Annotated in this window: 20 protein-coding genes; 11 read left to right on the forward strand and 9 right to left on the reverse strand. The window is 66.3% G+C overall.

Annotated features, from left to right (window positions below):
• Nucleotides 1-199 precede the first annotated feature (199 nt).
• On the forward strand, nt 200-1633 hold the full coding sequence (locus tag AC1KVE_RS05995) for a GAD-like domain-containing protein (protein ID WP_481092985.1): 1434 nt from the start codon (nt 200-202) through the stop codon (nt 1631-1633).
• Nucleotides 1634-1683: 50 nt separating this feature from the next.
• Here AC1KVE_RS05995 and AC1KVE_RS06000 read toward each other — a convergent pair whose 3' ends face one another.
• Nucleotides 1684-2775 (reverse strand): DUF1615 domain-containing protein, encoded by a 1092-nt coding sequence (locus AC1KVE_RS06000; protein WP_046345610.1) that lies wholly within the window; start codon nt 2773-2775, stop codon nt 1684-1686.
• A gap of 440 nt (nt 2776-3215) precedes the next feature.
• Between AC1KVE_RS06000 and AC1KVE_RS06005 the strand changes: the two genes are divergently transcribed.
• The 3 genes from AC1KVE_RS06005 (at nt 3216) to AC1KVE_RS06015 (ending at nt 6997) form a co-directional block, all read left to right on the forward strand.
• Nucleotides 3216-5090, forward strand: a complete 1875-nt coding sequence (locus tag AC1KVE_RS06005; RefSeq protein WP_481093055.1) for a GGDEF domain-containing protein — start codon at nt 3216-3218, stop codon at nt 5088-5090.
• 140 nt (nt 5091-5230) lie between these two features.
• Complete coding sequence (locus AC1KVE_RS06010) at nt 5231-5671, forward strand: Rrf2 family transcriptional regulator (RefSeq protein ID WP_221202421.1); 441 nt, start codon at nt 5231-5233, stop codon at nt 5669-5671.
• A gap of 426 nt (nt 5672-6097) precedes the next feature.
• Nucleotides 6098-6997 carry an NAD(P)/FAD-dependent oxidoreductase gene (locus AC1KVE_RS06015; protein WP_481092211.1) on the forward strand — a complete coding sequence of 300 codons (900 nt, stop codon included), beginning with the start codon at nt 6098-6100 and terminating at the stop codon, nt 6995-6997.
• A gap of 64 nt (nt 6998-7061) precedes the next feature.
• On the opposite strand, the gene AC1KVE_RS06020 is transcribed toward AC1KVE_RS06015, so the two are convergent.
• On the reverse strand, nt 7062-7607 hold the full coding sequence (locus AC1KVE_RS06020; protein WP_481092210.1) for a hypothetical protein: 546 nt from the start codon (nt 7605-7607) through the stop codon (nt 7062-7064).
• Between the two features lie 308 nt (nt 7608-7915).
• Here AC1KVE_RS06020 and AC1KVE_RS06025 point away from each other — a divergent pair, with 308 nt between their 5' ends.
• Nucleotides 7916-8239, forward strand: coding sequence for a hypothetical protein (locus AC1KVE_RS06025; protein ID WP_230584020.1), 324 nt, complete (start codon nt 7916-7918; stop codon nt 8237-8239).
• 171 nt (nt 8240-8410) lie between these two features.
• Here the strand turns inward: AC1KVE_RS06025 and AC1KVE_RS06030 are convergent, their stop codons facing one another.
• Both AC1KVE_RS06030 and AC1KVE_RS06035 read right to left on the reverse strand, forming a co-directional pair.
• Nucleotides 8411-8965, reverse strand: a complete 555-nt coding sequence (locus tag AC1KVE_RS06030; RefSeq protein ID WP_481092209.1) for a hypothetical protein — start codon at nt 8963-8965, stop codon at nt 8411-8413.
• Between the two features lie 205 nt (nt 8966-9170).
• Nucleotides 9171-10073: a class I SAM-dependent methyltransferase gene (locus AC1KVE_RS06035; RefSeq protein ID WP_311539113.1), complete on the reverse strand. Its 903-nt coding sequence runs from the start codon at nt 10071-10073 to the stop codon at nt 9171-9173.
• Nucleotides 10074-10326: 253 nt separating this feature from the next.
• Between AC1KVE_RS06035 and AC1KVE_RS06040 the strand changes: the two genes are divergently transcribed.
• Complete coding sequence (locus tag AC1KVE_RS06040) at nt 10327-11202, forward strand: DMT family transporter (protein ID WP_046345616.1); 876 nt, start codon at nt 10327-10329, stop codon at nt 11200-11202.
• A gap of 111 nt (nt 11203-11313) precedes the next feature.
• Here the strand turns inward: AC1KVE_RS06040 and AC1KVE_RS06045 are convergent, their stop codons facing one another.
• Nucleotides 11314-12114 carry a transporter substrate-binding domain-containing protein gene (locus tag AC1KVE_RS06045; protein WP_481092208.1) on the reverse strand — a complete coding sequence of 267 codons (801 nt, stop codon included), beginning with the start codon at nt 12112-12114 and terminating at the stop codon, nt 11314-11316.
• Between the two features lie 155 nt (nt 12115-12269).
• On the opposite strand from AC1KVE_RS06045, the gene AC1KVE_RS06050 reads away from it, so the two are divergent.
• Complete coding sequence (locus AC1KVE_RS06050) at nt 12270-12485, forward strand: hypothetical protein (RefSeq protein WP_024937810.1); 216 nt, start codon at nt 12270-12272, stop codon at nt 12483-12485.
• A gap of 125 nt (nt 12486-12610) precedes the next feature.
• On the opposite strand, the gene AC1KVE_RS06055 is transcribed toward AC1KVE_RS06050, so the two are convergent.
• On the reverse strand, nt 12611-14383 hold the full coding sequence (locus tag AC1KVE_RS06055; RefSeq protein WP_481092207.1) for an expansin EXLX1 family cellulose-binding protein: 1773 nt from the start codon (nt 14381-14383) through the stop codon (nt 12611-12613).
• 562 nt (nt 14384-14945) lie between these two features.
• Here AC1KVE_RS06055 and cycA point away from each other — a divergent pair.
• Complete coding sequence (gene cycA, locus AC1KVE_RS06060; protein ID WP_104576603.1) at nt 14946-16322, forward strand: D-serine/D-alanine/glycine transporter; 1377 nt, start codon at nt 14946-14948, stop codon at nt 16320-16322.
• Nucleotides 16323-16508: 186 nt separating this feature from the next.
• Nucleotides 16509-17420, forward strand: coding sequence for a CorA family divalent cation transporter (locus AC1KVE_RS06065; RefSeq protein WP_039523317.1), 912 nt, complete (start codon nt 16509-16511; stop codon nt 17418-17420).
• Nucleotides 17421-18180: 760 nt separating this feature from the next.
• On the opposite strand, the gene AC1KVE_RS06070 is transcribed toward AC1KVE_RS06065, so the two are convergent.
• Complete coding sequence (locus AC1KVE_RS06070; RefSeq protein WP_039523320.1) at nt 18181-18876, reverse strand: AIM24 family protein; 696 nt, start codon at nt 18874-18876, stop codon at nt 18181-18183.
• A gap of 534 nt (nt 18877-19410) precedes the next feature.
• Here AC1KVE_RS06070 and AC1KVE_RS06075 point away from each other — a divergent pair.
• Entirely contained in the window at nt 19411-20370 is a 960-nt protein-coding gene (locus tag AC1KVE_RS06075) for an arabinan endo-1,5-alpha-L-arabinosidase (protein ID WP_065032145.1), read from the forward strand.
• 146 nt (nt 20371-20516) lie between these two features.
• Here AC1KVE_RS06075 and treA read toward each other — a convergent pair whose 3' ends face one another.
• Both treA and AC1KVE_RS06085 read right to left on the reverse strand, forming a co-directional pair.
• Nucleotides 20517-22190, reverse strand: coding sequence for an alpha,alpha-trehalase TreA (treA, locus tag AC1KVE_RS06080; protein ID WP_481092206.1), 1674 nt, complete (start codon nt 22188-22190; stop codon nt 20517-20519).
• Between the two features lie 409 nt (nt 22191-22599).
• Nucleotides 22600-23370, reverse strand: a complete 771-nt coding sequence (locus tag AC1KVE_RS06085) for a DUF72 domain-containing protein (protein WP_481092205.1) — start codon at nt 23368-23370, stop codon at nt 22600-22602.
• 107 nt (nt 23371-23477) lie between these two features.
• Between AC1KVE_RS06085 and AC1KVE_RS06090 the strand changes: the two genes are divergently transcribed.
• On the forward strand, nt 23478-24230 hold the full coding sequence (locus AC1KVE_RS06090; RefSeq protein WP_102252437.1) for a DNA-formamidopyrimidine glycosylase family protein: 753 nt from the start codon (nt 23478-23480) through the stop codon (nt 24228-24230).
• The last annotated feature ends 144 nt before the right edge of the window (nt 24231-24374 follow it).

Genomic DNA, 24374 nt, shown 5'->3' on the forward strand with positions numbered 1-24374 from the left:
CAGCGTGACCGATGAGGTTCGTCGAGCGCGATGCCCATCGAGGGAGATCACACCCGTGGACTGCACGCGCGCCGGTGCTCGGCCAGCCACTGACTGCGGGAATGTCCCGGCATGAACTCCGCTTCCCGGCGTCCACACAGGGCCATGCGGCACGATTTGGGTTTACTGCACGCACGTAACGTTGACTGGAGGCCGTCTGATGTCATGGTTCCGCCGCTTGGCACTGTCCCGCTTTATCAAGGCGCACCCGCCGCGCAAGACGCAGCCTGCCCCGGCGGACCTGATTGCCGCATATGCGCCGCTGCTGCCCGCCAGCCTGCTTGAACTCTGGCGCCAAAAAGGACTGGGGCACTATGGCGACATGCAACTCGCGCTGATCGACCCCCGGCAATGGCAACCGGTGCTGGATCGCTGGATCGTCTCGCCACCCGATGCGGTGCGGCGTATTCCGATCTCGCTCACCCCCTTCGGCGCGCTGCTGTACTACCGCAAGCTGACCGCCACCGACGAAGACGTGGTCTACCTGGACCCGGTCTCCAAAGCCGCCGCTGACCTGACCTGGAGCCTGGACGACTTCTTCAACCAGTCCCTGTGCGAGGCGGAATTCTGCGACTCCCTGATCCCATCGGCCCTGCTCGCCGCCGCGCGCAAAGAGTGCGGCGCACTGGCTGCGGGCGAGGTCTACGAGATCGATCAGATGTTGTTTTCGATGCAGATGTTGCGGGTCGACAAGGTCGATGCGTTGGCGCTGCACACCCGGCTTCGCGATGCTGTCGACGGCCCTGCAATCGTCGCCGATGCACCTACGACCAATGGCGAGGCATTGCCCGCAGCGCAGCGCTCCATGTTCGAGGGCCTCTTCAACGCGCCACAGTCCGGCAACGACCTGCACGGCGTGTACCTTTCGTCGTATATCGATTGGCATCGCATGCTGGCGCTCGAGCCCAACGGCCAGTATCGCCTACTGTTTTGGAAAATCGATCATCGCAGCCTTGCACGCACCGATGTGCGTGCGTATGCGGGCCGCTACGCGGTAACGCAGACCGAGATTGGCGACGAACAGGTGACGCTCGATATTCGGTTGCGCAGCGACTCCAGTGGTAGCGATGCCAACGATGCGCAGCTGGTGGTCATGCGCTCGGGGACCGACATGTTCCTGCTGCGCGCCGACGAGCTGGCAGACATGGCAACGGCCATGGATGGCTCGAAAACGCTGGGTCGCAGCGAATACTACTTTCGCAAGGTGGGGTTGGGCGATGCATTTGTCGAGGAGCCATCCGGTGGACGCGCTGCGCCCCCGCTTGCCGATCTTCCACGCGCGTTACAGCAACGGGTGACTGCCGAAGCGATCATCGCCACCATCACCCATGTGGACGACGTCGACCCGGATGCTGAAGACGACGGCGCCGGCACCGTCATGTGCACACTGGACCGAGGCCAGGACGATGGGCTGCGCATGAACATGCCGCTGCGCTCGCCGCCAGACACCGGGCGCGCCCTGTATGGCTGGGTCTGGGAGATGCACCCTGCCGCGTGTCGGGTCGGCATCAACTATCAACGCGGCAGCGATGGCAAGGTGGAACATGGCCCTGTTGTCGGCGATGTGTTGACCAGTCGCCTGAGCGGGGAATGAGATGGCGGTGCGCAGCGCAGGCAGTGCTCGCAGCGCGGCAAGCCAGTCGCTTACTTGCCCATGCAGCGCTTCCAGCGCTCGTTCACGCGTTGCGCGAACCAGGCGGTGGTGAGGGTGCGGGTGATTTTGGGGCTTTCCAGCGTGATGCCGGGCAGCACCGCGCGCGGCAGCGGCTTGCCGGCACTGCGCTCGGCCAGCGCGAAGACCTGGCGATACAGCGCGGTGTCTTCGAAATCGGCAGAGTTGCCGGCTTCCAGGGCGCGGCGTAGCTGCCGGTCGCTCATCGCCAGCTGGCTGCCCAGGGCGCGTGCGGCGCGTTCGGTGCCGCCGGGCGCATCCAGGCTGGCACCCGGTGTCAGCAGGTCGCCGTCCAGGGTCAGCGCGATGCCACTGGCCCTGCTCAGCGCCGCCTGGAAGGCGGCATTGCGGCTGGCGTACCAGCCGGCATTGAAGTCGGCAAAACGGTACAGCAGGGCGTCGTAACTGGCCGGATACCCGAGCAGGTGCCTGGTGCCGAACCACAGCCCGCCGCGACGGCTGAACACCTCGTGGCGGATCGAGTCGCCGGGCGGATACGGGTAGCGCTCGGCATGCTGCTCGGCAAAGGCGATGCTGACCTGCATCGGCCCGGCGGTATGCACCGGGTTGAGCCCGTCGAACAAACGCGCGCCCAGCGGCACGCTGCCGGTGAAGTCTTCGAAGATACGGCTCAGCTCCTGCTCGGTGCGCGCGCTTGCGATGCGCGTGGCATAGCTGCGGCCGTCGGGCGAGTCGATGCGCAGGGCGGCATCGACCATGAAGCCGGGGATGTGATGCGCGCTGGCGCGGCGGTCGATCTCGGCACGCGAAATCTTGCCGAGATTGGGTACCACCGGGTTGGCCTGGTAGGTCGACTCCTGCTCGGTCACCGCCAGCACCGCGCAGATGTGCTCAGCGCTGGTGTCCAGCCCCTGCGAGGACAGCGCCACGTAGACATCGTCGGCCCAGCCGTTGCGATCGCCCAGCGTGGCCGGCAGGCGCCGCGCGATGTCGGCCTTGACCGCGTCCGGGGAGCGCTGTGGCGCACGCGGCGCCTGGGTGGCGCAGGCCGACAGCAAGGCGACGGCGAGCAGCGTGAGCAGGCGGGGCAGGCGGGATGTCACGGCGTCTCCAGGATCCGGGGGGCGGCGGCAGGTGCCGTGCCGCAGTTTACGTGGCTGGCGCGGGGTGGTTGCATGTGGCGATGTGCAGCAGCCACGACGGCGCGGGTCGCCCTCCGGGGCGCAGCGCTTGCCAAGGAGCACGGCCGCAGGCCGCGGTCATGCGATCTGCGGGCCGATTCAAGCCCGCTGCATGCAGGCCGCTATCGATCTTGACGCATAGCGTGGCGATCACATGACCTGCCGTGTTCGCCGGTCATCATGACCGCGTGTTTTTGCATCGAAGTGGCGTCAGTCAGACGCCGACATCGCCCCGATTCCACTGCCAGCCAACCATGGGAGAGCTCGAGTGCCGCAGCAACCAGCAAACCCGATGCGGGCCGGGCGGCGCTTGCTGTGCACGGCAGCCATGCGGTGTGGCTCATCGTCGCCGTGAGGTGTCGATGAGCAGTGCGACGCCACGCTGGCGGCGCATGGCCGTGGGGATGGCTGCAATGCTGTTCAGCGCGATGCTGTGGGCGCAGCCGCAGCCGTGGAAGAGCATCGAGACCGCCGCGATCGACGACCCCAGGGCCGCCCTGCAGGCCGCCCAGGCCGCGTTCGAGCGTGCCCGCAGCGATGGCGACGCCGATGCGCAGTTCTGGGCCTTGCTGGCGCAGGCGCGGGTGCTGATTTCGCTGGAAGAGACCGAGCGCCGCCAGACAGTCCTGGCCCAGGCGCATGCGATGCTGGAACGGGTGCGCGGCAACGCGGCGCAGGCGCAGCTGTGGCTGGCGATCGTGCAGGCGCTCAGCGATGTGCGCGAGAGCCCCAACCGCGGCATGCTGGCGCGGCTGGAAGCGCTGCGTCAGCAGGCGCGCGCGCTGGGGCGTAACGATCTGCTGTGCGAGATCGAAGCGGTCGACATGTGGAGCATGCTCGCCTCCGGCAGCAGCGACGAGGCCTGGAACGCGGCGCAGGCCAGTTACCAGTGCGCGGTGCGCGAACACAACTTGAGCCTGGAGCTGGATGCCCTGACCCAGCTGGGCTCGCTGGCCAGCCGCGTGGGTGGTCGTTCGGCAGAAGACAACGACGCCGAAGACTATCTGCTGCGCGCCCTGGCGCGCCTGCGCGGCCAGCCGGCACGCTTCCAGCGCAGCCTGATCGAATACGAATACGGCACCTCGCTGGCAGCGCAGCAGCCGGACGCGTCGCTGCTGCATTTCAGGCGCGCACTGGCGCTCAGCCGCGAGCTGGGCGATCAGGCCGGCGTGGCCGCGGCATTGACTAGCGCCAGCGAGGTGCTGATCGACGCCGGCGATGCCGCTGCAGCACTGGCAATGGCGCGCGAGGCGCTGCCGTTGATGCAACGCCAGGGCAATGTCGGCCGCGTGGCCGCCTGCCATGCGGTGTTGTTGCAGGCATTGACCGCGCTCAAGTCCGGCAGCCTCGGCATGGAGATCATCGCGGCCCGGGCAGCGGACGACCCCAATCTGCCGTTGGTGCGGCGCGCGCGACTGCTCGATGCCATTGCGCAGGCACTGGCAGCGGAGGGGCGGCATGCCGAGGCCTACCAGGAACTGCAGCGCGCCAACACGCTGCGCGCGCAGAGCCTGGATCGCCAGCGCGATACCGTGATGCTGCGCCTTCAGGCGCGTTACGAAGATGCACGCCGTGGCGCGGAAACCGCCGAGCTGCGCCGCCGCAGCGAGACCGCGCAACTGGCGTTGCAGGCCCGCGAAGCCGGGCAACGCGCCTTGTGGATTGCGCTCTGCGCGGCCTGCCTGCTATTGCTGGGCGCGCTGGTGGTGCTGGCCTTCGGTGCGCGCCATCGAAGGCAACTCTCGCGGTTGGCGATGCGCGACGAACTCACCGGCCTGCCCAATCGCCGCGCCATTCGCGCCGAGGCGCAGCAGCAGGTCGAGCAGGCGGTGCGCTCGCAGGTCCCGTGCATGCTGGCATTGATCGATCTGGACCACTTCAAGCTGATCAACGACATGCATGGGCATGCCGCCGGCGATGCCGTGCTCAAGGCGCTTGCCAGCGCCTCCAGGTTGGCGCTGCGCACGCAGGATCGGCTGGGCCGGCTGGGCGGCGAAGAGTTCCTGCTGGTGCTGCCGGGCTGCAGCGCAGAGGAGATTCCGGCGGTGTTCGCACGGCTGCGCAACGCGGTGGCCGCGATCGAGATCGCCGGCCTGCCCGCCAACCAGCCAGTGCGCTTCTGCATGGGCGCGGTGAGCGTCACTGCGGGGAGCGGCCTGGATGTGCTGCTGGGGCAGGCCGATCTTGCGCTGTATGCCGCCAAGACCGCCGGGCGCGATCAATGGGCGGTGGTTTGACTGCCGCATGCGCGGCTGCGCGGCACCGGCTGCGACATCTGCGCGGGGCTGCGGCACAATCGTGCGGTGGCGCTGCCACGTTGCCTTCCGTCGATTGAGCGAACCGAGACCGCGTGCGAACCGATAGCCGCCTTTCCCGCATGCTGCATGTGCTGTTGCACATGGCCAGAAGCCAGCAGCCGATGACCTCCGAGCAGATCGCCGGCATGCTGTCGACCAATGCGGTGGTGGTGCGTCGGACCATGGCCGGCTTGCGCGCTGCCGGCTACGTGCAGTCGAGCAAGGGCCACAACGGTGGCTGGCATATCGCATGCGACCTGACCCAGGTGACATTGCTGGACGTGCACCGTGCAGTGGGCGGCCCGCATCTGTTTGCGATCGGCGCCGATCACCCCAACCCGCAGTGTGGCGTGGAGCGCGTGGTCAACGCAGCCATCGCCGACGCGCTGGCCGAGGCACAAACCGTGTTGCTGCAGCGCCTGGGCACGGTGACGCTGGCAACGCTGGCGGACGAGTTCGATGCACTGTGCACGGCGGCCGCGCTGCCCGCCGGTTCGCCGACAGGCAAACGCAGGCGCTGACGCACACCAGCTGTTGCATACGCCGTTGTACATGGCGTGCAGCCGGGATGGCAGGCGCGCGGTGTGCCTGCGCTTGCAGTCCCGTGCGGCGCGTATGCATGCGCTTTGCGGCAGCCGGTCGGCATCGATCGCAGACAGGGCGCGCTTAGCCAGGCACAGTTGCCAGGACGCTGTCGTTTCCTGACGTGGCCGTATATGCGCACCCGCGCAGCACCGCCACGCCGCACTGCCCATTGCTTTCAGGCGATGACGCGAATCGCAGCCGATCACGACAATCGCGACAGCGGGCAGCGCATCACCCCTCGGTCGCACACGCAATCCTTCAACCATCGAGCAGGTAGCAACGTCAGTACAGCGCGGTTGAATCGCCGGTCTTTTCATGTAACATCGAAAAGTACATAAAGCGGATTTCAACCGGGAGCGGACATGCAGCACGACGTGATCATCATTGGCGGCAGCTATGCCGGACTGTCGGCCGGGCTGCAGCTGGCGCGTGCACGGCGGGCGGTCCTGGTGATCGATAGCGGCCAGCGCCGCAATCGCTTTGCCACCACCTCACACGGGTTTCTCGGCCGCGACGGTGCGTCGCCTGCGCAGATTGCCGAGACCGGACGCGCGCAGCTGCTGGCCTATCCGAGCGTGCAATGGGCCGACGGCCAGGTGATACAGCTACGCGGCGAGGCGGAAGCCTTCGAGGTGACGCTGGCCGATGGCTCCACGCATACCGCGCGTCGCCTTGTTTTGGCGATGGGGGTGGTCGATCGTCTGCCGGCGTTGGCCGGCCTGGCAGAGCGATGGGGCACGCAGGTGTTCGTCTGCCCGTACTGTCACGGCTATGAGCTGGGCCAGGGCCGCATCGGCGTGCTCGCCACCTCCGCCTTTGCGGTGCATCAGGCGGCCATGCTGCCGGACTGGGGCGCAACACAGCTGTTCTTGAACGACGCTGTGGTGCTGGACGAGGCGCAGCACGCGCACTTGCAGGCACGTGGCGTGCAGGTGGTGGGCGGTGCAGTGGCGGCGCTGCAAGGCGATGGCGACGTGCTGGAGCTGGTGTTACGCGATGGGCAGGTCTGCGCGCTGGATGGCTTGTTCATCACCACTCAGACCGAACTCAGTGCCTTGGTCGCATCGCTGGGATGCAGCACCAGCGATGGGCCGCTGGGCCGTCATATCGCGGTGGATGCCATGCAGGCCACCTCGGTGCCGGGTATCGCTGCCTGCGGCGATGTGGCCAACCCGGCGGCATCGATCGCCTTTGCGGTTGCCAGCGGCGCAATGGCCGGCGTGGCAACGCATCGCTCGTTGATGTTCGGTCTGAGCAGCTGAGCGGCGTGTTGCGATCGCCCCTGCAGACCATGCCGGCCTGCAGGGGAAACCAATGCTGCGCTGCTTATTGGCTGACTTCCTGCATCGCAATCTTGTGCTGCTTGGCGTACGCGCGCTGCGCGGTATTCAGCGCTTCCATATCAGCGTTGAGCTGGGTGGACACGGTTTCCAGATCCTTGGCCAACGGTGCCAGCTCGGCGTTGCCGTAGCCGTTGGGCAGGGCCGCCACGCGTTCGAGCGCGGCCATCATCGCGTCGGCACGCTTGAGGTAGGCCGACAGCTTGCCGTCCAGGTCCTTGGCGTTGTCGGGCACGCCCGCGGCCATGGCGGTATTGGCCTGCGCGTTGGCGGCCAGTGCCTTGCGCTGGCTGCCCAGCGCGGTCTTGTAGCTGTCCAGCGGCTTGTGCGCGATGGCATCGGCCACCAGGCTCTGCCCGCGATCGCCCGACACCCACGGGTCGATGATGGTGACCGCGCCATTCCAGACCGAGATGTTGTGCAGCAGGTAGTCGCTGGAGGAGAGCTTGGAGGCGCCGGTGGTGGTACCTCCACCGCAGGCGGACAGCAGCAGACTGAGAGAGACAAGCAGGAAAGTGGTGAACGTCTTCAAAGCGAAAGATCCTTGGTACGAGGCCGTTGTTGCCACTGCATGGCGAAGACGGCAAAAACCCCAAGGAAGCGCCCGGACAATCCATGTTGCACTGTTGCTGGCCATCTTCCCTGAGACGAATGCAGCGTGGAGCATTCCATTCACTCTGAGCGAGTGCGCTGCGCCATCAGTATAGCGGCCGCATGCAGCCGGCAGGTGCGTGTCATGCGCTCGCTGCGCGCCCACCAGGTGTTGCATGCGTGCGATGGATGGCCTCGGCCGGTTGCGCTGCGCGTACACTGCGCCGCCACCATCGAACCGATGCCTGCGTGAAAAAGAAGCGGCCCAAATCACCGCCACCTGCGCCAGCTCCCGCAGCGTCCCGGATCCACGAATGGATCATCGGCGGGGGAGCCGTTGTCGTGGCGATCGCCTGTTGCATGCGGCTGTGGCTGGTGCTCGAGGCGATCGTCACGGGGCGCTATATCAGCGTCATCCGCGGCCGGCCGACCAGGATCTTCTACGCGGATGCTGACCCGCAGCGGTTCTGGATCGCCGTCTGCTGGGATGCGTTGCTGACCAGTGTGCCGTTGGCGCTCATCGCCTGGTTCACCTACGTTGCCTGGACGACGTACCGACGCGGCAGGCGATGAGCTGCGCGGTGGTTGCACAGCATGCGCAACTGCGGTGCCGTGCTGTCGACGACGACGCGGCTGCGCAGGCGTGCGGCAAGCCGCTGTTTGGTACACGGGGTTGATCAGCCGTCGGGTCACAAGGCCGTGGCAACCGTTTGCGCCGATCGATGCCTGCGCATCATGTGGCCATCAGGGCTGTGTCTGCTTTTGCTTTTGCTTGCGTGATGGCGGCTGCGTCTCGCGCTTGGGCCAGGTGTCATAGCTGTAGACGAACTGCTTCTGATCGCCTCCCATGGTCGGGTCACAGTGCCAGGAAGTGGCGACGCTGCCGGGTTCCAGCACGCCATCGACTTCGCGCACGGCCTGCGCTTCGAACGCGCAGATCGCCCCGTACAGCTTGATATCCCAGTCCGGCGCAGAGGTGGGGTGGGCATGTTGCACCAGCACGATGTCGCTGCCGTGGAAGTGGTGCACCTGGGCGCCGTGTTGGCGATTGGTGCTGAAGTAGCACGGTGTGCCGATGCCCAGCGGGAGCACTTCGTCATCGCGCAGGATTGCGCACTTGCCGGCGTGTTCGCCCAGGCGAATCGTACGCCCGGAAAGGACCGCGGTGATCACCGGATGGCGGGTGGTGACTTCGGACATGGGCTGCGGCGGCGGCGACGTCTGCGGCGCGGTCTGCGCGTGTGCGCCGGTCATCACCAACAGCGCGGCGAGCAACCAGGTCGGAAAGCGGATGCGCATGCAACGTCCTTGTCGTGGGCGCTGCAGTATCGCAGATCCGTTTGCTGGTCAGGCGTGGCTGGCACGCAGGCCGCACTTCAGTCAGACAGCGACGGCCAGCACCCGGGTCGGCATCTGTCTGCTGCATTGCGGTTTCGCGTGCAGCGTCGACAGGCAGCTGGCGGCGAATGACGGCGCGTTTTCGGTTGCGGCAAACATCCTGCAATCAGCGCCGTGCCGGCAGCGTCGCCAGCACACCATCCAGCGCCAGTTGCGTGCTGAAGCCGGCCTTGCTCAGGCGTTTGCTCACTTCGTTGGGCACATCGCGCCCGCTGGTGAGCCGGTTGGGCGCGCCGGTGTAATGGAACAGGCGCCCGCCACGCCGCAGCACCCGCGCCAGCTGGTCGTAGAACAGCTGCGAATACAGTTCGCCGGCAATGCCGAAGCGCGGCGGGTCGTGCAGGATGGCATCGACCGAATCGTCCGCCAGCGTGGTGATGTGCTGCGAGATATCGGCGTGGGTCAGCTGCAGGCGTCCGCCGTAGGCGGCATCGTCCGGGTCCGGCGACCAGGGATTGAGCGTGCGCAACCACAGCACGTCGGCATTCTTTTCGAACGAGTGCAGCTGCGCCACCCCGGCTTCCAGGCAGCAGGCGGCGAAGTAGCCCAGCCCACCGCAGGTATCCAGCACGATCTTGCCGCGCGGGTCGACCAGCGCCACCTTGCGGCGCGCATCGTCGAACGGCGACAGCTGCGCCGACGGCAGCATCTTGATGCCATCGATCTCGAAGGTGGGCGCACCCCATTCGGTGGGAACGAGCTTGATCAGCGCGCCGCTGAAACGCGAGATCGGGGCGAAATCATCACCGTCCCAGAAGTACAGCGTGCGCTCCTTGAATTTGCCCGGATACGGGTAGCCCCTGCCGCGCCACTGCCAGGTCTGCGCATCCAGCTGCGCGGTGCCGGTACTGCGGCCCAGGTCCAGCGAGCCGGTCCATTGGGTCAGACCACTGCCGCGCGCGGCAAGCAGCGCCTGGGCATCGGAGGAAATGAGTAATGGGCCGGAGTAGTGGGGCACGAGTCGCTGGTCTGGTGGGCGCGCGTCACGCGCGCTGCTGGTGCGAGGGATGGACTGGCATCGTAACCGACCCCATCACGCATGCGCATCCAGCGCACCGCCGGCATGATGGCGCGGCGGCGCAGCGGCGGTCTCTGCAGCGACGTGGGGCGGCGGGCCGTCTGCAATGGTATGCCGGTGGTGATGCATGAGCCGTCGTGCCCGGATGCATGCGCCGATTCCTCTGACGCACGCCGCACCGCATACTGCGCGCTTGCCCCCATCGACATGTTGTCCGATTGGCGCCAACCGTGGAGGATCGGCAATGCTGAAGGGTGTGTTGTTGGGGTTTGCCTGTTATGCGGCCTATTCGATCAGCGATGCGTTCGTGAAGCTGCTGGAAGGCACGCTGCCGGTCTACGAAGTGCTGTTTCTCGGTGCGCTGCTGATGCTGGTGGCTGTGCCATTTTTGAAGAAGCCGGACGACCGGTTGCGCGAACTGGTGATGGCCAAGCAACCCAGCCTGTGGCTGTTGCGTGCGCTCACCGGTGCCATCGGCAATCTGACCTCGGTGATTGCGTTCACCACCTTGCCGATGGCCGAGGCGTTTGCGCTGATCTTCCTGATGCCGATCTTCGTCACCGTGCTGTCGGTGGTGTTCCTCAAGGAAGAAGTGCACTGGCGGCGCTGGTCGGCAGTAATCGTCGGCTTCATCGGTGTATTGATCGTGCTGCGCCCGGGCTTTCGCCATCTCACCCACGGGCATGTGGCTGCGATCGTGTGTGGCCTGGTCGGTGCGATCTCGGTCATCACGCTGCGCATGGCCGGGCATAGCGAAAAACGCCTGACCTTGTACGGCGCCGGGGTGATCGGCCCGTTGGTGATGGGCGGGATCATGATGTTGCCGACCTTTGTCTGGCCCACGCTGTCTCAGTGGGGGTTGTTGGCCGGCTACGGCCTGCTTGCCGGCCTGGCAGCGATCTGCCTGATGTATGCCACGCGCATGGCGCCGGTGAGCGTGGTTGCGCCCACCCAATACAGCCAGATGCTGTGGGCGATCGCCTTCGGCTACCTGCTGTTCCACGACCACCTGGACTGGCCGATGGCGGTCGGCATCGCACTGATTCTGGGCGCGGGCCTGTTCACGCTGATCCGCGAGGAGCAGGTGTCGCGGTGGTGGCGGCGGACGAAGATTGTTTGAGAGCGGGGATTGGGGAATCGGGATTCGGGATTGGCAGCGGCAAGTGACACCAGCGACAACACGCTTTGACGCCGTTACCAATCCCCAATCCCGACTCCCCAATCCCGGTTTTTACGGGGGCGAAGTGGATCCCTTGCGCGGTGCGCGCCAGGTTTCAACGATGCGCGCGTACTCGCCGCTGGCCTTGCTCAGGTGCAGCCACTGGTCGACGTACGCTTTCCAGGGCTGGTCGTTGCGCGGTAGCAGGAAGGCTTTTTCGCCGTATTGCAGCGGCTGCTCCGGTGCGATTGCGCACAGGCCGGGCAGGCGTGCCTGCTGGTGGAGCGCTTCGGAGGCGTCGGTGATCATCACGTCCGCGCGCTGCTGCAGCAGCTCCTGGAAGATGGTGGTGTTGTCGGCGAACAGGCGCAGGTGCGCGCGCGGCAATTGTTGGCGCGCGAAGGCCTCGTTGGTACCGCCGGGCGGTTCGATCACACGCACCTCGGGGCGATTGAGTTGCGCCAGGCTGCGGTAACGCGCCTGGTCGGCGCAGCGCACCAGCGGAATCTTGCCGTCCACATCCAGCACCGCGCTGAAATTGGCCTGGCGTTGCCGCTGCAAGGTGACCGAAATGCCACCGACCGCGATGTCGCAGCGATCGGCGAGCAGGTCGGGCATCAGTTGCGGCCAGCTGGTGCGGACGAACGCCACGCGCGCGCCCAGGCTGCCGGCCAGCGACTGCGCCAGGGCGATATCGCTGCCCTCGAACTGCCCGTCGGCACGCAGCAACGAGTAGGGGCGATAGTCGCCGGTGGTGCAGACCCGCAGCACGCCGGATTGCAGCACCGCATCCAGGCGTGAGGCAGGCTCGGGCGCGGCTGCGTGCGCAAGGCCGCAGCTGAGCAGGAACGCAAGGCAGATGCGATGGCGCATGACGTGGCCTCGGAAAATTGCGGCCATGATAGTCGTGGCCAATGCGGTGTGGCCGACGTCAACGGCATGTCAGCACGATCCTGCCCGGGATCACGGTGCGGTAGCGCTGCGATGCGCACTGTCGGTGCTTCACTCGAACCGATCGGAGTCACCTCATGCAGCTCAATCCACGCACTGCGCGTCCGATGACCACCGCCATTGCCGGGCTGTCGGCACACGGCACGCCCGATCCGGATACCAATGAAGACGAAATCCCGCTGGAAGAACAGACCCCGCAGCAAGGCGGTTTGCGCGAGGAGGTGGGCGATCTGGAAGAAGACGACGACCAGGCATTGCCCGGCCGCGTCGGTGGCGGGCTTGCGGGTGGTTGATGCGGGTGGGTGAGAGCGGCTAACAGAGCAATTGAGTAGCCACCGGGTATGCGCAGCCGGTACTGAGACTCTTTCAGCACCGTTGGATGCTCCAAAGCCAGATTGCCGAGGGCGCGATGCCCTCGTCAAGGAAACTGCACATGCCCGGGTTCGAAGTACGCCGGCTTGTTGCCGTCTTCCGGCAGCGCAGGAATCGTGTCCAGGATGGCCTTGCCACGGATATCGGTGATGCGAATGGACAAGGGCTGGTTGCCGAGCTGCTCGCCGAGGAAGTGGTTGTAGTCCATCTTCTGCAGGCTCTTCCAGCTGCTGCCCTGTTTCACTTCGAACTTGACCACCGGGTAGGCGTGATTGCGCACCTGGATCGCGGCCCACCAGCGCGAGCTGCCTTCCTTGATACGGTATTGCACGTTGCCGGTGGTCGGCGCGCGCACGATCTTCCAGCTGATCGGGATGCGCCCCTGCACGGTGTCGCCGATGGCCGCGAACGCGTTGGGCGATAGATCCAGGCCGCCCGATGCGCCCTCCGGGTACAGGTCGGTGACGTAGACGACGGTCTTGCCCTTGGGCCCGGTCACTTCCAGATAGGCGCCGGCCAGTGCGGCCTTGACCCCGCCGAAGTTCATCTGGGTGGGGTTGAGCGCGGTGATGAAGGCATTGCTCGGAATCGGATCCAGCAGCACCGCACCGCCGGAATAGCCGGAGCCGGTATAGGTCGCGGTGCCGGTGAAGGTGCTGTTCCAGCCAGTGGCCTTGCTGGCATCCGCCGCAGCGGCCGTCTTTGCCGATGGCGTGGCGGCGCTGGCGCTCGTCAGCCCCCAGGCCTGATGCAGGACCTGCAGCTTGTCGGCACGCGGGTTGCCATCATTGGCGAGCAGGCCACCGTTGTTGGCATTGCCCACCTCCCAACTGCCGAGCACGGCACTGCGCATGCCGGTGTTGCGCAGATACCCGCTCAATGCGTGTTGCCATGCCCGGTCGCGTGGATCGCCATCGCCCAGGCCGCCGCCCAGGCTCACCGGCAGCACCGCGTGATCGGCGGAGAATTGTCCGAAGTCGCGCTGCCAGCTCGCCGGCAGGCTGCGCGGAAAGTCGGCCGCTGCAAACGCGTCCGCCGCGTCGCGATCCGGCCCGGCCAGCTTCGGCATCAGCAGCAGATGTGCGCGCGGAATGCGCAGCGGCACGCAGGCGAGCGGCTGCAGATTGCTGCCGGCGGCCTTGCGTGCGGAATCGCTGCAGAGCGCGTCGTTGCCCACGCCTTCCACACCGATCACCCAGGCCGGCGCCTGCTTCAGCACTGCGGCCGCTGCCCGCGTAGCGATGCGGTTCCAGTCGGTGTCTGCCGTATTGCCCGCCCAGTTGGCATTGCGGTAGCCGCTGCTGCCCAGGTCGATCCCGAGCACGCCAGCGGTGCTGCCGTAGCGGCGCGCAAGCAGGCCCAGGCCATCCATCCAGGCGTCGTGCTGCGTACCCAACTGCGGCGATGCATCGTCGCAAGCGCTATCGGCAAAGGCGAGCAGCACCTGCATGCCACGCTGGGTGCTGGCGCGCACCACGGCGTCGAGCAACTGCAGGGACGTGAGGCCAGCCAGCGCGGGGTCGCCGGCTACCTCGGCGGCGGCCACCGGCCTGGCTTGCAGGGTTGCCGCACAGATCGGCACGCGCACGGTATTGATGTCCGATGCCTGCATCTGATCCAGCAGTTGCTGCAGCGTATTGCTGCGCAGTCCGGTAGCCGCCAGCGCCGCGCGATCGAAGCCGGGCCAGGTCACGCCGCGTACCTGCAGCGCCTGGCCGCGCGCATCGGTGAGGTGTCCGCGTGTGTCGACCTGCACGGCCAGTGCGGTCACGGGAGTCAGCAAGGCCAGGCCAAGCAGCAGATGGGCATGAGAGCGCATGGGAGTGTCCTGAGGGATGGCCCGCGCAGGAGACCAGCGATGGTCATCTGCGGTCCGTGCGCCGGGTCAAGGAAGCGGGCAGGAGTGTGGGAGCCGCGGCAGGCGAGCGGCCGCACTGGAATGGGGATCGCGGTTTGTGCGGGATGCCGCGCCGCGGTTGTCGGCGGTGTGCGCTGATGCATCGACAGCGGCCGGTGGTCATGCTGCGCTGCGCGGGTGACGGACGTAACGGCAGGCATGCTGCGGACGTGGTGGAAAGGCTGTGCTCATGCCCTGGTAGTGCATGTGCGTGTGCTGTGCGAGTGGACAGCGTTGCAACGCACCAGTGCCAGGCAGGGCGATGACTGCTCCGGCGATGCGTTGCGCGCATCCCCGATGGCTGTGGTTCCTCAATGAACGCAGCGGTGGACGCACGGATATGCAGCGCACCACGATGGGGCAAGCCAACCACGGTTCGCCTGCGCACGCTGCGGCCTACCCGGCGCCGCAGCGCAAACCGCTGGTGCGCGCTGCCGCGATCTCGTATTTTTGACGGCTTGTTCACTTGCCGGTGCCGTGCCCCATGTCCGATCCGTCCGCGCCCGATCATCTGCAACGCAGCCTGTCCAATCGCCACCTGCAGCTGATCGCCATCGGTGGCGCGATCGGCACCGGGCTGTTCATGGGCTCGGGCAAGACGATCAGCCTGGCTGGCCCGTCGATCCTGTTCGTCTATCTGATCATCGGCGCGATGCTGTTCTTCGTGATGCGCGCGATGGGCGAGCTGCTGCTGTCCAACCTGGAGTACAAGTCGTTCATCGACTTCTCCACCGATCTGCTCGGGCCGTGGGCCGGGTTCTTCTGCGGGTGGACGTACTGGTTCTGCTGGATCATCACCGCCATCGCCGACGTCATCGCGATCGCCGCCTATGCGCAGTTCTGGTTTCCCGGATTGGCGCCGTGGATCCCGGCCATCCTGTGCGTGCTGTTGCTGCTGAGCCTGAACCTGGTGACGGTCAGGTTGTTCGGCGAGATGGAGTTCTGGTTCGCGCTGATCAAGATCATCGCCATCTGCGCCTTGATCCTCACCGGCGCCGGGCTGGTGGCCTGGGGCTTCCGCTCGCCGTCGGGCAATGTGGCCTCGCTGTCGAACCTGTGGAACGACGGTGGCATGTTCCCGATGGGCATTGGCGGCTTCTTTGCCGGGTTCCAGATCGCGGTGTTCGCCTTCGTCGGCATCGAGCTGGTCGGCACCACCGCTGCGGAAACCGCAGACCCGCGCCGCAACCTGCCCAAGGCGATCAACTCGATCCCGGTGCGCATTTTGATTTTCTACGTGCTGGCGCTGATCGCGATCATGGCGGTGACGCCGTGGCGGCAGGTGGTGGCCGACAAGAGCCCGTTCGTGGAGCTGTTCGTGCTGGCCGGCGTGCCGGCGGCGGCGAGCCTGATCAACTTCGTGGTGCTGACCTCGGCCACCTCGTCGGCCAACAGCGGCATCTTCTCCACCAGCCGCATGCTCTACGGCCTGGCCGAGGAGCAGCATGCGCCCAAGGGCTTTGCCAAGCTCTCGCGTGCAGCGGTGCCGGCACGTGGCCTGCTGTTCTCCTGCCTGTGCCTGTTGCTGGGCGCGATGCTGGTGTACCTGATCCCGAACCTGGTCACTGCGTTCACGTTGGTCACCACCTTGTCGGCGGTGCTCTTCATGTTCGTATGGTCGCTGATCCTGTGCGCCTACATCGCGTACCGGCGCAAGCGGCCCGAGCAGCACGCGGCATCGGCGTTCAAGATGCCCGGTGGCGTGTTGATGTGCTACGTGTGCCTGGCGTTCTTCGCCTTCGTCATCGTGCTGTTGACCTTGCAGGCCGACACGCGCCAGGCCTTGCTGGCCAGCCCGGTGTGGTTCCTGATCTTGACAATCGGTTATGCGGTGAAGCGGCAGCAGACGCGCAGCGGCTGAGCGCGCATATCAGCCAAGACATCCACCGAAGACCTCATCAAGGCCCCGCACCGCGGGGCCTTGGCGTCTGTGGCTGCACGGCGCTGCGATAAAGGCCACTGGCAGCTAAGCGCGTTTTGCGCGCGACGTTGACGCGGATCGGGTGGAACGGGATGCTCGCCGCCATCCATCGCCACGGCCCATCGCATGATCACGACGCACCCGATTGCCGGAACACAGCACACGCAAGGGTGCTGGGTCGACCTGTGCCAGGCCAGTGCGCAAGAACTGGCGCAGGCCGCAGACAAGGTGGGCTTTGCGCTGCCGGATCGTGCGGCCATCGGCGAGATCGAATTCTCCAGCCGGGTGCGGCGCCAGGGCGAGGTGCTGTTTCTCAACGTGCCGCGCTTTCAGGACGACGATGGCCCGACTGCGCCGCTGGGCTTTGCGTTGTCGCCGACCATGCTGGTGACCCTTCGCGAGCAGCACATGGGTTCGCTGGATGCGGTGGCCGCGCGTCTTGCGCATGAGCCCTGCCATAGCGCCGACGATCTGCTGCTGCGCATCTTCGACCAGTTGGTGGGGCGCCTGGCAGACCGGCTGGAATCGCTGGAAGCCGAGGTCACCGATACCACCCGGCAGGTGTTCGACAACCCGCACAAAACCAAGGACCTGGAGCGCATGCTGCATCAGGTCGGAGGCATGGGCCGGCGTCTGGGCGGGCTGCACAATGCCGGGCAAGGCCTGCTGCGCCTGGTCACCTATCTGGATGGCGCTGCGCCGGACTGGTTCGGTGCCGATGCGGCCAAACGCATCGGCTTGCTGCACAAGGACCTGACCACCTTGAGCGAGTTCCAGCAGCACATGGACGACCGCATCGAGTTCCTGCTCGACAGCGTGCTGGGCATGATCAACATGGACCAGAACAACGTGATGAAGGTGATGGCGGTGGCCTCGGTGGTCGGCATTCCGCCCACCGTGCTGGTCGGCATCTGGGGCATGAACTTCGCCTACATGCCAGAGCTCAAGTGGCACGACGCGTATTACTGGGCGCTGGGCGTGATCGTGCTGAGCATGCTGGTGCCGCTGGCATGGTTCCGCAAGCGCGGCTGGGTGTGATGCATCAGAGCCGGAACGCGTAGGAGCGCCCCTGGGCGCGATATGGCGTTACCGGGAAGGCCCTCGCGCCCGGGGGCGCTCCTACGAGGTGCCGTCAACGCAATCATCTGTTGCCTATGGTGGCGTGACTACGCAATACCAGGCTAGGGCAGCGCGGTAGCTGCGCAGCGCGCGGCAGACTGCAGGAGACCCCGTAGGAGCGCACCAGGGCGCGATGCGGGGTTACCGGGAAAGCCCTCGCGCCCAGGGGCGCTCCTACAGAGTGCCGTCAACGCAATCATCTGTTGCCTACGGTGGCGTGACTAAGCAATGCCAGGCTAGGGCAGCCCGGTAGCTGTGCAGCGCGCGGCAGACTGCAGGAAACTCGTAGGAGCGCACCTGGGCGCGATGGGGCGTTACCGGGACGATGCGGCGTTACCGGGAAGGCCCTCGCGCCCAGGGGCGCTCCTACGAGGTGCCGTCAACGCAATCATCTGTTGCCTACGGTGGTGTGACTACGCAATGCCAGGCTAGGGCAGCCCGGTAGCTGTGCAGCGCGCGGCAGACTGCAGGAAACCCGTAGGAGCGCACCAGGGCGCGATGCGGCGTTACCGGGACGACGCGGCGTTACCGGGAAGGCCCTCGCGCCCGGGGGCGCTCCTACAGGGGGGGCTGGGATGCGCAGCTGTCACTGCGCACTGCGCCGTGACCGGAAAACTGCCCCGCTGCGCAGCGTGCAACCAGGCGATGCGCATTGTTAATTGCTGCCGGGCGGCCTGGATCAGCCCTTGGCCTGGAAGCTGGCTTCCTCGTACGGCTGCACCACCACCCAGCCTTCGCCGGCAAAACGCATCTGCAGGCTTTCGCCCGAGCCGCGGCCAAACAGCGTGCCGATCGACACGTCGGTGACCAACTCCGGGGACAGCGTGCCCGACCAGGCCACGGTGGCATTGGGGTCGGTGAACACCGGGCCGCTGGCGGCGGTGACCGGCAGGGTCAGCGGCTCGTAGTGCGAAGTGATCGCCACGATGCCGTGGCCGCTCAGGCGCACGTTGAACAGGCCGCCGGACAGCATGCCGGCCACCTTGCGCATCATCGTGATCTTGTGCTCGACGCCGGATTCGAACGCCAGCACGTCGTTACCGTTGACGAAGATCGCTTCGCCATTCAAACGCAACAAGGTCACCAGCTTGCCGAGGTCGGCCAGATACACCCGGCCCTGGCCTTCGGCCTTCATCAGCTGCATGCCTTCGCCGCTGACCGCCTTCTTCAGCAGGTTGCCCAGGCCCTGTTCCAGCAATCCCTCGCGGGTGAACTTGACGTTACCGGTGCGTGCGACCATGGCGCCAGCCTTGGACCACACCATGCCGTCGAGGCGCACCTCCAGCAGGTGCGGATTTTCCAGTTCGAACGGATCGGGGCTGACATCCTTTTCCTTGGAATGGGCGAGAAATTCGTTGAGCGTGCGTACGGCCATGGGTCCGTCCTGGAGGGTGAAAGAGTGCGCATGATACGCGGCAGGCCTGTATCTTCGAAGCATACTGGTGTGCGCGTCGCTGTGCGTCTGCACAGATGGCGCGCCGATGTTGCGGCGCACATGGTGCTCAGTCAGCGCGTCGCGCGCGATGACTGCTACAACCAGGCGACCCTCCATCAGGATCTATGCGTGGTGGCGAAGTGGTACTGCAGCTTTTTGCAGCGTCATGGATGCGGGTTGGCATCGACGCACTGCACTGCGATGAAGAGATGACGCCGATACGCCACTGGTGCAGTGACTCTGTGCGCGCCACGTTCCGACGTATGCAATCCCAGCTGCGTTACACAGTTCGGCACGAAGGCACGTCGCAAATAAAACAACCGCTCGGTTTGCACAACGCTTCTGAGATCGGCGTCGGATTCGTGGCATTGTTGCCGGGCTAGATTGCTCCTACAGAAAACGTCTTTACGTTGTTCAAGGAGTGGGGCGATGCGCGTTGTGGGTGGCAGTCGAGTGGAAGGTGGCAGGTCTGGAATGTCGCTGCGTGGTGGCGCGATTGCGTCGCTGTTGGCCCTGGCCGCTGCTGCCACTGGCTTGCATAGCGCAGCCGCGCAAGCGGCAGTGGGGCCGGGTGTGGTGAGCGGCGACACCATCGTGCACGACCCGTCGATGCTCAAGCTGAGCGATGGGCGTTACTACATCTATGCCACCACGGGTGTGGTCACCAGTACCGACCGCACCAAGTTCAGCAATGCGGGCGCGATCTTCAGCAGCATGCCGAGCTGGGTACGCAGCTACAACCCGGACAACCAGTTGTGGGCGCCGGATGTGTCCTTCCACGGCGGCAAGTATCTGATGTATTACACCGCCTCCAAGTTCGCCACCAATACCTCGGCGATTGCGCTTGCCAGCAGCAGCACCGGCAAGCCTGGCTCGTGGAAGGATCAAGGTATCGTCTACACCTCCAAGAGCAGCGACGACTACAACGCCATCGACGGCAATCTGGTGGTGGATGGCAATGGCAAGTGGTGGTTGGCGTTCGGCTCGTTCTGGTCGGGGATCAAGCTGATCCAGCTCGACCCCGGCACCGGCAAGCAGCTGTCCGGCAACACGACGCGCTACAGCCTGGCGAGCCGGCCGTCCCCGGGCGCGGTGGAGGCGCCTTTCATCCAGCAGGCCAATGGCTGGTACTACCTGTTCGTGTCGTTCGATGCGTGCTGCAAGGGCGCCAGCAGCACCTACAAGATTGCGGTGGGGCGTGCGCGCTCGGTGACCGGGCCGTACCTGGATCGCGCCGGTGTGGACATGCGCAACGGTGGCGGCACGGTGATCCAGTCCGGGTTGGGCAGCATGCATGGGCCGGGCGGGCAATCGGTGTTCCGCGATGGTGACGGCGACATCCTGGTCTACCACTACTACGACGACCGCGGCGACGCGCGCCTGGGCATCAACCGGCTGGGTTATGACGGCAGTGCATGGCCGGTGGTGCAGTAGCAGCAATCAATCGAACACGCTGCTGCGCGCTGCACTGGCGCAGCGATCAGGCGATGTTTGTTGCAGCGATCCGCTGGCGTTGCCGACTGCCAGAACCGCGAGGCTGCCAGCGCCGCCGGGCATGCCCGGCAGCGGCTGGCGCACGCTCAGCGCGTGGCCGCTTCGGGCTTGCGCACGCGTTTGACCGGCGCCGGCTTGGTCGCGGTGTCCGGATACAGGTTCAACAGCATCAAGGTGACGCCGTTGGTCCAGCCGAAGCCGTCCTGCAGCGCGTATTCGCCGCCGCCACCGCCGGCCGCATCGGCTTCCAGGCCGTATTTTTCGACCAGCTTGTGCTCGCGCGCGAACAGCGCCTGCACCTGGGTGAGGAAGCGCTCGCCGATGGTGCGCGCCAGCGCGTCTTCGCCGTAACGGCGCAGGCCGTCCACCGCCACCCATTGCAGCGGTGCCCAGCCATTGGGCTCGTCCCACTGCTGGCCGGTCTTCACTGCGGTGGTGGCCAGGCCACCGGGGCGCAGCAGGCGCGCGCGCACGGTGCTGGCGGTGCGTTTGGCGTGCGCGTCGGTTGCCAGGCCGGTGAACAGCGGATACAGCGCCGCGGCGGTGACCTGGTCGCTGAGCTTGCGGGTCTGCCAGTCGTAGTCGGCGTAGTAACCGGCCGCATTCCACAGGTGCGCATCGATGGCCTGCTTGCGCTGTAGTGCCAGCGCCGCATAGTCCTGCGCGCACTCGGCGCCCGGCTGCGCACAGGCCTGGGCCAGGGTGCGCTCCAGGTGATACAGCAGGCTGTTCAGGTCGATCGGCACGATGGCGGTGGTGCGGATGGTGCGCAGGTTCTGCCCATCGGCCAGCCAGCGGCTGGTGTAGTCCCAGCCGCTCTCGGCGCCGGCGCGCAGGTCGCGGTAGACCTCGGCGGCCGGGCGGTCGCCGGCCTCGGCGGCGGTGCGGGTGTCGTGCAGCCAGGCTTCCGGGCGCGGGGTGTCGCGCTCGTCCCAGTAGCGGTTGAGCAGGCTGCCGTCGGCCAGACGCACCACATGGCGCGCGGCCTGGCCGGGCTGCAGGTCTTCGCTGCCCTGCATCCAGTAGGCGTATTCCTTCTGCAGCTGCGGCAGGTAGCGCTGGTAGACCGCTTCGCCTTCCACGCCAGCCTGCAGTTCCACCATGTAGGAGAAGAACGGCGGCTGCGAGCGGCTGAGGTAGTAGCTGCGATTGCCGTTGGGGATATGCCCGTAGGTGTCGATCAGGTAGGCGAAGTTGTCCAGCATCTGGCGGCTGAGCGTGGTCTCGCCGCTCTTCACCAGGCCCAGCATGGTGAAGTAGGAATCCCAGTAATACACCTCGCGGAAGCGCCCGCCCGGCACCACGTACGGATGCGGCAGCGCCAGCAGGCTGCTGTAGGGCGGCACGTGGGTCTGGCTGCGCACCAGCTTGGGCCACAGCTCGTCGATGTGTTCGCGCAGCGCGGTGTCCTGGCGGATCGCGTCGGTCTGCACCGGCGGCGACTCTTCGAAATTGGCGTCCACGAACTTGCGCAGGTCAAAGCCGGGGTGATCGTGCTGCGCCAGATAGTCGGCGTTGATCAGCGCCGGGTCGCGCAGCGGCAGGAAGTCGACGAAATGCTTCTGGTCGTCGAACAGCTCGCCGCTCTGCACCGCCTGGAACAGCTCCGGGTAGGCCAGGTCGGGCGTGGGCGGTGTGGCCGCCGGTGCGTTGACGACCGGAGTGTCCATGGGCGCGGCGGTCAGCGTGCAGGGCGCCACGAACATGCTCAGCGACAGGCCAAGCAGCGACGTGCAGCACGGGGGCGCGGCAGAACTCATGGCATCTCCAGAACGGGCAGTGACGTGCGGCATGGTAAACGACCGAAGTGGCGGGCGGGGCCGGACGACGGTGTCGGCAGGCCGACAGGCTTCGCACGGAGACGACTGGATTCAGCAAGGTGATCCGGCGCGGTGCTGCAGGTGGTTGCGCGGGTTGCGTTGCCGATTCAGGCCTATCGGCCCGGATCGAGGCAGCTTGAGCCACGTGCGGACCGCGTCGGATTGCCGACATCGCTGCAAGATGCGCGCCACAGTGCGCGGCGGGTGGGCGGCACTACCAGTGCACGGCAGCCGGCGCGCGTGGGGACTGGCCGGCGGCAGCTCGGCCTTGCTCGCCTGACCGATTGCAGCGGCGTGGACGCACCGGTGGCACGCCGAACAAAGCCAGGCGGCTTGCTGTCCTTATGCGTCAGCCTTGGCGCGGCCGACCGGTCTGCAACAAACGCTGCAGCTGCAGCGCGTTGGGCACCGCCAGCCCGGCGGCGGTGTTGTCGAAGATCACCCAGCGTTCTGCCTGCGGGTGCGCTGCGTTGCGCACCGCGTCGGCCAGTGTCTGCAGCGCACTGTCGTCGTAGCTGCTGTAGTAGATGCGCGCTGCGCCATGCCAGCGCCAGTACTGCGGGCCGGCTGTCGCACCCGGTGTGGCGGCGTCCGGCACCGGCGCCGGATCGGCGGCGCAGCGTGCGATGCGGTGGCGTGCCAGCAGCGCCTGTGCCTGCGGGAGAAACCAGCTGGCATGGCGCGGTTCGCACACCACGCCGCCGTCCCAGCGCCGCCGCAGCATGGCGAAAAACCTGGCCGCCACCGGCGCATCGAACACAGCGCTGGGCGGCAGTTGCAGCAGCAGGCAGCCCAGTCGCGTGCCCAGCGCACCGGCCTGGGCAAGGAAGGCATCCAGCAATGCACCGGTACCTTGCAGGCGTGCATCGTGGCTGATGCTGCGCGGCAGCTTGACCGAAAAGCGGAAATCCTCCGGCACGCTGTCGGCCCAGCGTGCATAGGTACTGGCACGGTGCGGGCGGTGGAACGAGGAGTTGATTTCCACCGCATCAAAACGTGTGGCATAGCGCTGCAAGACGCTGGCACCATCGCCGAATGCGGCGCGGTCGGCGGCCGGGATCGACCAGCCTGCGCAGCCACAGCGCACGCGCGGCAGGGTGATGGATGAACGAGCCTGCATGAGGTGTACGCAAGACGGGTGGGCAGCACTCTATGCATGCGCGCGTGTCAGCGTTGCGTGTGCACTGCGCTCACGGCCGACTCACTGACGACTTCGATACTGGGCACATGCCAGAAGGTCCTTCCCTTGTCATCCTGCGCGAGCAGACCGAAGCGTTTGTCGGCCGCAAGATCCTGCGCGTGTCCGGTAACAGCAAGCAGGACATCGCGCGGCTGGAGCAGCAAAAGGTGCTGGCGTTACGCAGCTGGGGCAAGCACTTCCTGATCGAGTGTGCGCAGTTCAGCGTGCGCATCCACTTTCTGTTGTTCGGCAGTTATCGCATCGACGAGGACAAGCCGAATGCGGTGCCGCGTCTGCGCCTGGAGTTTTCCAAGGGCCAGCGGTTGAATTTCTACGCCTGCTCGGTGCAGTTCATCGAGCGCCCGCTGGACGAGGTCTACGACTGGACGGCGGATGTCATGAACCCGCTCTGGGATGGCGCGCAGGCACGGCGCAAGTTGCGCGCCGCACCCGGCATGTTGGCCGCCGATGCGTTGCTGGACCAGACCATCTTTGCCGGCGTCGGCAACATCATCAAGAACGAAGTGCTGCATCGCATCCGTGTGCATCCGGAAAGCACGGTGGGCGCATTGCCGGCGCGCAAGCTCGGCGAGCTGGTCACCCAGGCGCGCGACTATAGCTTCGACTTCTACACCTGGAAAAAGGCCTTCGTGCTGAAGAAGCATTATCAGGTGCATACGAAAACCAGCTGCCCGCGTGACGGCGCGCCGCTGCAGTATCGAAAGCACCTGGGCAAGGCCGGGCGACGGGCGTTTTTCTGCGAGGTCTGCCAGCGGCTGTACCGCCCGGAGGATGGCTGAGCATGTGTGGCCGGCACCCTGGCCAGTCGGCATCGACCGGATGTAGGGCGAACGTCCGCCGCCACAGCCTGCAGGATCCATGCCGCCAGGGCAGGGCAATGCCTGTCGGCAAGCAGCGGGCGTCGGCCGCCACGCTCGCTAATG

The sequence above is a fragment of the Xanthomonas sp. NCPPB 2864 genome (genome assembly GCF_056675615.1).

Bases quoted from the DNA above. Each gene is read 5' to 3' on its own strand.
- AC1KVE_RS05995 (WP_481092985.1), top strand. From the start codon at position 200: ATGTCATGGTTCCGCCGCTTGGCACTGTCCCGCTTTATCAAGGCGCAC.
- AC1KVE_RS06005 (WP_481093055.1), top strand. From the start codon at position 3,216: ATGAGCAGTGCGACGCCACGCTGGCGGCGCATGGCCGTGGGGATGGCT.
- AC1KVE_RS06010 (WP_221202421.1), top strand. From the start codon at position 5,231: ATGCTGCATGTGCTGTTGCACATGGCCAGAAGCCAGCAGCCGATGACC.
- AC1KVE_RS06015 (WP_481092211.1), top strand. From the start codon at position 6,098: ATGCAGCACGACGTGATCATCATTGGCGGCAGCTATGCCGGACTGTCG.
- AC1KVE_RS06030 (WP_481092209.1), bottom strand. From the start codon at position 8,965: ATGCGCATCCGCTTTCCGACCTGGTTGCTCGCCGCGCTGTTGGTGATG.
- AC1KVE_RS06040 (WP_046345616.1), top strand. From the start codon at position 10,327: ATGCTGAAGGGTGTGTTGTTGGGGTTTGCCTGTTATGCGGCCTATTCG.
- AC1KVE_RS06045 (WP_481092208.1), bottom strand. From the start codon at position 12,114: ATGCGCCATCGCATCTGCCTTGCGTTCCTGCTCAGCTGCGGCCTTGCG.
- AC1KVE_RS06050 (WP_024937810.1), top strand. From the start codon at position 12,270: ATGCAGCTCAATCCACGCACTGCGCGTCCGATGACCACCGCCATTGCC.
- AC1KVE_RS06055 (WP_481092207.1), bottom strand. From the start codon at position 14,383: ATGCGCTCTCATGCCCATCTGCTGCTTGGCCTGGCCTTGCTGACTCCC.
- cycA (WP_104576603.1), top strand. From the start codon at position 14,946: ATGTCCGATCCGTCCGCGCCCGATCATCTGCAACGCAGCCTGTCCAAT.
- AC1KVE_RS06065 (WP_039523317.1), top strand. From the start codon at position 16,509: ATGATCACGACGCACCCGATTGCCGGAACACAGCACACGCAAGGGTGC.
- AC1KVE_RS06070 (WP_039523320.1), bottom strand. From the start codon at position 18,876: ATGGCCGTACGCACGCTCAACGAATTTCTCGCCCATTCCAAGGAAAAG.
- AC1KVE_RS06075 (WP_065032145.1), top strand. From the start codon at position 19,411: ATGTCGCTGCGTGGTGGCGCGATTGCGTCGCTGTTGGCCCTGGCCGCT.
- treA (WP_481092206.1), bottom strand. From the start codon at position 22,190: ATGAGTTCTGCCGCGCCCCCGTGCTGCACGTCGCTGCTTGGCCTGTCG.
- AC1KVE_RS06085 (WP_481092205.1), bottom strand. From the start codon at position 23,370: ATGCAGGCTCGTTCATCCATCACCCTGCCGCGCGTGCGCTGTGGCTGC.
- AC1KVE_RS06090 (WP_102252437.1), top strand. From the start codon at position 23,478: ATGCCAGAAGGTCCTTCCCTTGTCATCCTGCGCGAGCAGACCGAAGCG.